The 6,814-nt window shown below is 30.2% G+C and carries 9 protein-coding genes; 2 read left to right on the top strand and 7 right to left on the bottom strand.

The window, feature by feature from the left end; all coding sequences use genetic code 11:
• The 3 genes from ABI549_RS13035 to ABI549_RS13025 all read right to left on the bottom strand — a co-directional run.
• Window positions 1-518 (bottom strand): efflux RND transporter periplasmic adaptor subunit (locus ABI549_RS13035; protein ID WP_348076897.1); only part of this gene is annotated, 518 nt, incomplete at its 3' end.
• A gap of 173 nt (window positions 519-691) precedes the next feature.
• Complete coding sequence (locus ABI549_RS13030; RefSeq protein ID WP_348076896.1) at window positions 692-1,087, bottom strand: hypothetical protein; 396 nt, start codon at window positions 1,085-1,087, stop codon at window positions 692-694.
• A 95-nt stretch (window positions 1,088-1,182) separates the two neighbouring features.
• On the bottom strand, window positions 1,183-1,560 hold the full coding sequence (locus ABI549_RS13025; RefSeq protein WP_348076895.1) for a YchJ family metal-binding protein: 378 nt from the start codon (window positions 1,558-1,560) through the stop codon (window positions 1,183-1,185).
• Between the two features lie 115 nt (window positions 1,561-1,675).
• Between ABI549_RS13025 and ABI549_RS13020 the strand changes: the two genes are divergently transcribed.
• The gene (locus tag ABI549_RS13020) at window positions 1,676-1,912 is read left to right on the top strand and encodes a hypothetical protein (protein ID WP_348076894.1); all 237 of its coding nucleotides are present in this window, start codon (window positions 1,676-1,678) and stop codon (window positions 1,910-1,912) included.
• Between the two features lie 53 nt (window positions 1,913-1,965).
• On the opposite strand, the gene ABI549_RS13015 is transcribed toward ABI549_RS13020, so the two are convergent.
• From ABI549_RS13015 to ABI549_RS13000, 4 genes are all read right to left on the bottom strand, one after another.
• Window positions 1,966-3,423 (bottom strand): AAA family ATPase, encoded by a 1,458-nt coding sequence (locus tag ABI549_RS13015; RefSeq protein ID WP_348076893.1) that lies wholly within the window; start codon window positions 3,421-3,423, stop codon window positions 1,966-1,968.
• 69 nt (window positions 3,424-3,492) lie between these two features.
• The gene (locus ABI549_RS13010; RefSeq protein ID WP_348076892.1) at window positions 3,493-4,611 is read right to left on the bottom strand and encodes a VWA domain-containing protein; all 1,119 of its coding nucleotides are present in this window, start codon (window positions 4,609-4,611) and stop codon (window positions 3,493-3,495) included.
• Between the two features lie 69 nt (window positions 4,612-4,680).
• Complete coding sequence (locus ABI549_RS13005) at window positions 4,681-4,821, bottom strand: hypothetical protein (RefSeq protein ID WP_091474695.1); 141 nt, start codon at window positions 4,819-4,821, stop codon at window positions 4,681-4,683.
• Window positions 4,814-5,365, bottom strand: coding sequence for a hypothetical protein (locus ABI549_RS13000; protein ID WP_348076891.1), 552 nt, complete (start codon window positions 5,363-5,365; stop codon window positions 4,814-4,816). Before ABI549_RS13000 ends, ABI549_RS13005 begins: the two co-directional genes overlap by 8 nt.
• 96 nt (window positions 5,366-5,461) lie before the next feature.
• Between ABI549_RS13000 and ABI549_RS12995 the strand changes: the two genes are divergently transcribed.
• Window positions 5,462-6,181, top strand: coding sequence for a DUF4369 domain-containing protein (locus ABI549_RS12995; protein WP_348076890.1), 720 nt, complete (start codon window positions 5,462-5,464; stop codon window positions 6,179-6,181).
• Window positions 6,182-6,814: the final 633 nt, after the last annotated feature.

Raw genomic sequence — 6,814 nt, 5'->3', positions numbered from 1 at the left:
ATTAGACTACCTAATTTTTTTGGAATTCTATCAATAGTTCCGTCAAACGGAGCTCTAATTTCGGTAAATGATAAATGTAATTTTGCTAAAGCGACTTCGGCTCTTGCTTGATCCAATTTGGCCTGAGCTACAGCTTGTTCGTTTTTAGAAACTATATTTTTATCGGCTAACATCTTAGCATTTTGTAATTCTATTTCAGCAGCTTTGGCTTCGGCTTGTGCTCCTAACAATTCAGCCTCATAAACTTTTGGCATAATTCTGAATAAAACCTGTCCAGCTTTTACAAACTGACCTTCGTCAACATAAATATTTTGCAAAAAACCTTTTTCTTGGGCACGAAGCTCAATATTTCGGAATGACTTAATTTGTGCGACATATTGTTTGGTAAAGGAACTATCAATTTTTACAGGATTAGTAACTGCAAAAGTTTCGATCTCTTCTTTTTCTTCTTTTTTGGTTGTACAACTTGTAAGGCACAACAAGGCAGCCAAGCCTATGAATAAGACATTTCTTTTCATGGTATTTAAAATAAAATTGGGGCGATAAACGCTTAAGTTTAAAAAATTATTCTTGTAAAATGGATATTTCCTTAGCATGAAAAATAAAAATCATACAATAGGCAAATACGATTACTAGGAAATCCTTTAAGTATATAAGATTATACTTTGGTAATCGATAAAGAATTAAAAAATCAAATTCTTAATACTCTTTGTGAAATATAAATTGGGTAAGAATATCCGCAAAAGTGCGAAAAAATTTTAAAACGATTGTTACAAGAATTTAAAGTATTCGATAGGGATTTTAATAAAAACCAAGTGTTTTGAACCTTGCTTTTTTCGAAAAATAGTTTGTTTCCACAATTTTCTTTAACATCATCATGACTTAAATATTCTTCATCTAAATCTGAGTCATTATCATCTATTACAGTAATACTTAAATCTTCAATTATTAATTCTGATTTAAGTTTACTTGCAAATGTTTTATTTGAAGAGTAACCAACACGATGATTATGATTGAACGCATAAGAATAATCTTTGCCGCCAATCATGAGGAAAAAAATCGATATAAAAAAAGCTACTATTCTCATTTGGCAACAAATGTAATAAAATTTGAAAAAGAAAAACATATGTCGTAGTTAAGAAAAGCATAAAGTAACAAAAATGATTTTATCATAGTATTATTTTAAAACCATTCTCCATCAACATAAAACCAGCTTCCCCGCTCTTTTTTGAAAGTAGATTTCTCATGATGAATTTTCGATTTTAGATTAATATCAAGATAAAAAGCTTTAAACTCGACAATTATTTCGGAAGTATTTATAATCTCAAGTTTCACCCACTGGTTTTGCGAAGCAAAAATAAGGGTTTCGTTTTTATTATAAAATTTTCTAGTCGAAATATGTGTAGTTGCCAATAGATAATCGATATTCTGGACACAATAAGCAGAATATCTAGAACGCATTAAAATTTCTGCAGTTGGTGCTTTTTGAAAACCTAAAATATATGGTTCACAACATTCAGAAAACAATTTATTAGTGTTACAATAACATAGATTTGCCATGATTTATAAACAAAGTATTTATTTAGATATTTTTAAACTACTACATAAGAATTAGAAATGATATTGACAAAATTATAGTAACTTTGTCAAAAATTAGAATTGTACAATAAATATTATGAAATCACTAGAAAAAAAAGGTCTTTTTACAGGATTGATAGAACAAGATGAAAACGGGAATTTCTTTTGTGGAGAATACCTATTGGATTATAAAATGGTTGTTTCTAACTTCAAATTAGGTGATAAAATCACACTAAAAACAGCAATTACAAACCCAAGTGACATTTCTTTTAGAGCTTACGAAAAAAAGTCTAAAAACTTCGCTTTATTTAATCTGAAACCAGATCACGAGTAATAAAAAAGGTTTAGAAATTTTCTAAACCTTTTTTATTTGGAAAAAATTCTAGTTTATAATTTACTAATATAACTTCCGTACATATCTTTAAATTGATAACCATTTTCGAAACGATCTTTACTTAATTTATCATATTCGACTAATGCCCAAAGGATAAATTCTTTCATAAAGTTTCTATCTTCTTCTATCAACTCAGGTTGGTATTTTTGAATTAAATTTTCTAATGGTTTTACATTATCAAGAATCGATTGGTATTGTTCATCTGAGCAATCATCTAATAATTCGAAACCACTTTCTGTAAAAAACCATTCGACTAATTCAGAATATTCATTTTTAGCATCCGCACGTTCTAACTTTTCTATTTGTGGAAAATATGCTGGGAAGAAAGTATGAATTGCATCTCCAATAAGATGTTGTGCCACAACAGCCGATCCTTCTTGTTCTCCTTCATAAACTAATTCTACTTTACCCGTAATTGATGGAATAATTCCCATAAAATCTGACAATCGTAAGGCTGTTTTGTCAGTACCGGATTTTAAAGCACGTCTTTCTGCTGTACTCAACAAATTTTCGTAAGCAGTAATACTTAATCGAGCAGAAACACCACTTTTATTATCAATATACTCGCTTTCACGAGCTTCAAAACTTATTTGTTCTAACAAATCTTTAGCTAAAGAGGGAACATAAACCAAATCAGATTGTGCTTTATCTAACCTAGATTCTTGGTGTGTTATCGTTCTTGCAATCTCGATAGTTTCTGGATAATGGGTTAATATTTGCGATCCTATTCTATCTTTTAGAGGAGTAACAATACTACCACGATTTGTATAATCTTCAGGATTTGCAGTGAATACAAATTGCATATCAAGTGGCATTCTAAGTTTAAATCCTCTAATTTGAATATCACCTTCTTGCAAAATATTGAATAACGAAACCTGAATTCGAGCTTGTAAATCAGGTAATTCATTAATTACAAATATGCAGCGATTGGCACGTGGAATCATACCGAAATGAATTACGCGTTCGTCAGCATAGGATAATTTTAAGTTTGATGCTTTTATTGGATCAACATCACCTATTAAATCAGCTACAGTAACATCTGGTGTAGCGAGTTTTTCGAAAAAGCGTTCACTTCGATGCATCCATTCTATTGGCGTTGCATCCCCATTTTGTTGAATTAAATCTTTAGAAAAACGAGAAATTGGGTTTAACGGATCGTCATTTATTTCTGAACCAGACACAACTGGTATATATTCATCTAACAATTCGATCATTTTTCTAGCCAATCTAGTTTTGGCTTGACCACGAAGTCCTAACAAATTAATATTATGACGGGAAAGAATAGCTCGTTCTAATTCTGGAATTACAGTATTTTCGAAACCATAAACTCCTTCAAAAACTGGTTTTCCTGATTTTATTTTTTCTCGAAGATTGTTACGCAATTCGTCTTTAATACTTTGGCTTTTATATCCTGATGCTTTGAGTTCGCCAAGTGTTTTTATATTTGTCATTTTTTGTTTTGTTTTTTTAAACTATATCATTTTTGTAGTTTCTGGGTATAATATTTATATTTTGAAATTTTATTTTATTCTCTTTTTTCTATTTGTTTCGTAATCTTCAAAAATCATTTCTCCTAAACCTTTTAGTCCGGTATAAAATGCTTTTCCTTGGTTTTCTTCTGTAAATCGATTGACAAATTTTTGTAAATATGGATCATTTGCAATCATAAAAGTTGTAATTGGAATATGCAATTTTCGTGCTTGTTGTGCTTGATTATAGCATTTGTCTACAATGTATTCGTCGAGACCATTACTATTCATATAATACTCTCCATTTTTTTCTCGAACACAGCTTGGTTTCCCATCGGTAATCATGAAAATTTGCTTATTGGTGTTTCTTTTTCGTCGCAACAAATCCATGGCTAACTGTAATCCTGCGACTGTATTCGTGTGATATGGTCCTACTTTTAAATATGGTAAATCCCGAATTGGAATCGTCCAAGCATCATTACCAAAAACTAAAATATCGAGTGTATCTTTGGGATATCTAGTTGTGATTAATTCGGCCAATGCCATCGCAACTTTTTTTGCTGGTGTGATACGGTCTTCTCCATAAAGAATCATACTGTGAGAAATATCAATCATTAAAACAGTACTCATCTGAGCTTTAAATTGTGTTTCCTCTACAACCAAATCTTGCTCGGTAAGCATAAAATTATCTACACCATTATTTATTTGTGCATTTTTGAGACTTTCTGTCAAGGAGATTCGTTCTAAACCATCTCCAAACTGAAATTCTCTTAATTCTCCGGTATGCTCGTCACCGCTTCCTGATTGTTTGGTTTTATGATTTCCCGCTCCGGATTTCTTGATATTTCCAAAAATTTGATCTAAAGCACTTTGACGAATAGCCCTTTCTGTTTTGGCAGTAATTCCAGTTCCTGTTGTTCCGTCATCTTTAAGTTCTTCTCGAATATATCCTTTTTTCTTTAAATCTTCAATAAAATCATCGATGGTATATTCTGGAGTTGTCAATTTATATTCGACATCAAGCTCTCGCAGCCAACTTATAGCCTCATCAAAATCTCCCGAAGTATGTGTAATTAACTCTTTAAAAATAGAAAAAAGTTTATCGAATGGAGATTGAAATGGCGCTTCGTATTGTTTAAAAAAGAATCCTTTATTGTGTTGTTTATCCATAATCTAAAAGTAATACAAATTATATTTTAGGCTTACGAAACGTTTATTAATTTTTAGTTAAAAGAATTATTACTCTTTTTGCTCATTAAATTTTTTCACAATAGCTTTTAGTTGTGCTGCACGATCTACCTTTGCCTTTTTGACCTTATCTTGAGCTTTATGTAGCTTATCATTGTGTTTTTTGATATTCTTTTCGGTGTTTCTACTCATGACAATTGCGTTTTATTTCTTCTAAATTCTTATCGGTAAAAATTAACTCATTAATGATTTCTTTTCTTAAATTATCAATATTTTGATTGCTAAAATATTTTGCCCAACTAGTCAAAGTTAATATATTTCTGGCTTGTTTTATTCTTTTAGCCGTTTCTAATGCATTTCGTAAAACTGGTTTATTATCAAAATTAGGATTTCTTTTATGCTGATAAGTTACAGTTTGTTTTTCGAAATTAGCTTCTAAATAATACAACTTTTCGAAGTTATTGTCTGGATAAAAATCCTCCCATCTTGCAAAACCTAATTTATTTTTAGATGTCGATTCTGGTTCTGAGGCAACCAACCGCCACTTACTATTTGCTAATCTTCCCCAATGATTTGAAAGACGATACATTCCTGCTTCTGTATAAAAGTACTCACTCCCTGATTCACTTTTGTGGTTAGGAACAAGATGTTCAACTGTTTTAGTATGGATTTCAGTAAAAATACAAAATGTATTTTTAAAAGATTTAGAACTAGGTTTAAACTGATTTACTAACACTAATTTTAGTTGTTAAAATATTAACAACAAAATAACAAAATTTACTATTAATAATGATAAAAAACTTTATTTTTGCATTCAAAATAATTTAAAAAGATGAAAAAAATAATTGTAATTGCTCTTTCTGCATTTGTAATGTCATGTACAGGAATTGTAGGAAACGGATTTAAAATCTCAGGAGAAATAAAAGGTCTTCCTGATGGAACAAATGTTTTCTTAGAAAAACAAAATGTTTCAGCTGCTGCTGGTGTAATAGCTGTAGATACTGTAAAAATTAAAGATGGTAAATTTACTTTTGAAGGTAAAGCTGAAGAACCTGAAATTCATAGTATTCGTTTTGATAAAACTCAAGGAGGATTTATCGTTGTGGTAGAAAAAGGAAATATTAATGCTGTAATAAACAAAGATAGTATTCAATTAGCTAAAGTTTCTGGAACATTTAACAATGATGAGTTGACTAAATACAACGCTGAAATGATGAAAATTCAAAAAAGAATGATGGATTTTCAAAATAAAAATATGGCAGCTATGCAAGCAGCACAGCAAAAAAAGGATACTGCTGTAATGACTAAATTAAGTAAAGAGTATGCTGGATTTCAAGGAGAATTTACAACTTCAAATTACAAATATATAGAAAGTAATCCTAAATCATTCCTTTCAGTTCTACTTGTCGAAGGTATGTTTAATGATCCTCAGCATGATATTGAAAAAATAAAAAAATACTATGATGGTTTAGATTCTGATTTAAAAGGAACAAAACCAGGAAAAAGTATTAAGACTAAACTTGACGGTGAAAAAAAAAATCTAAAGAAGTAGTAGTAGATTTATCAATTGGTCAGAGTGCTCCTAATTTTACAGCAAAAAATGTTGATGGAAAATTAGTATCTCTGAAAGAAACTCTTGGTAAAATAACTATTATAGATTTTTGGGCTTCTTGGTGTTCACCTTGTCGAAAAGAAAATCCTAATGTTGTAAATCTATATAATGAATTTCATTCTAAAGGTTTAAATATTATTGGGGTTTCATTAGATGACAAAGCCACAGCATGGAAAGAGGCTATTGCAAAAGACAAATTAATTTGGACTCAAGTTTCTAATTTAAAATCTTGGCAAGATCCTATTGCAATAACTTATAATATACAAAGTATTCCTGCTACATTTTTATTAGATGCAAACGGAAATATTATTGCAAAAGACCTTCGAGGTGCTGAACTAAAAGCTAAAGTTGCTGAATTATTAGCTAAATAAGCTAAGAAATCATAAAATTATAAAAATCTCCTATTGCTAGGAGATTTTTATTTTACTTACTCCCAAAGAGTTACAAAAAAGTATAAATATTATTTATTTTTTTGTTTGTAAACCAGAAAAACAATTTTATATTTGCACCGGCTATTAGGGGAGATACTCAAGCGGCCAACGAGGGCAGACTGTAAATCTGCTGACTACGTCT

This window comes from Flavobacterium sp. (assembly GCF_039932285.1).
In the GTDB taxonomy this organism is placed as follows: Bacteria; Bacteroidota; Bacteroidia; order Flavobacteriales; family Flavobacteriaceae; genus Flavobacterium.
The sequence above is the reverse complement of the archived record's forward strand: the minus strand, read 5'-3'. Positions and strand labels throughout refer to the sequence as shown.

Coding starts and splice junctions, on each gene's coding strand:
- ABI549_RS13005 (WP_091474695.1), bottom strand. CDS start 4,821: ATGAGTAGAAACACCGAAAAGAATATCAAAAAACACAATGATAAGCTA.
- ABI549_RS12995 (WP_348076890.1), top strand. CDS start 5,462: ATGAAAAAAATAATTGTAATTGCTCTTTCTGCATTTGTAATGTCATGT.
- ABI549_RS13020 (WP_348076894.1), top strand. CDS start 1,676: ATGAAATCACTAGAAAAAAAAGGTCTTTTTACAGGATTGATAGAACAA.
- ABI549_RS13015 (WP_348076893.1), bottom strand. CDS start 3,423: ATGACAAATATAAAAACACTTGGCGAACTCAAAGCATCAGGATATAAA.
- ABI549_RS13025 (WP_348076895.1), bottom strand. CDS start 1,560: ATGGCAAATCTATGTTATTGTAACACTAATAAATTGTTTTCTGAATGT.
- ABI549_RS13030 (WP_348076896.1), bottom strand. CDS start 1,087: ATGAGAATAGTAGCTTTTTTTATATCGATTTTTTTCCTCATGATTGGC.
- ABI549_RS13010 (WP_348076892.1), bottom strand. CDS start 4,611: ATGGATAAACAACACAATAAAGGATTCTTTTTTAAACAATACGAAGCG.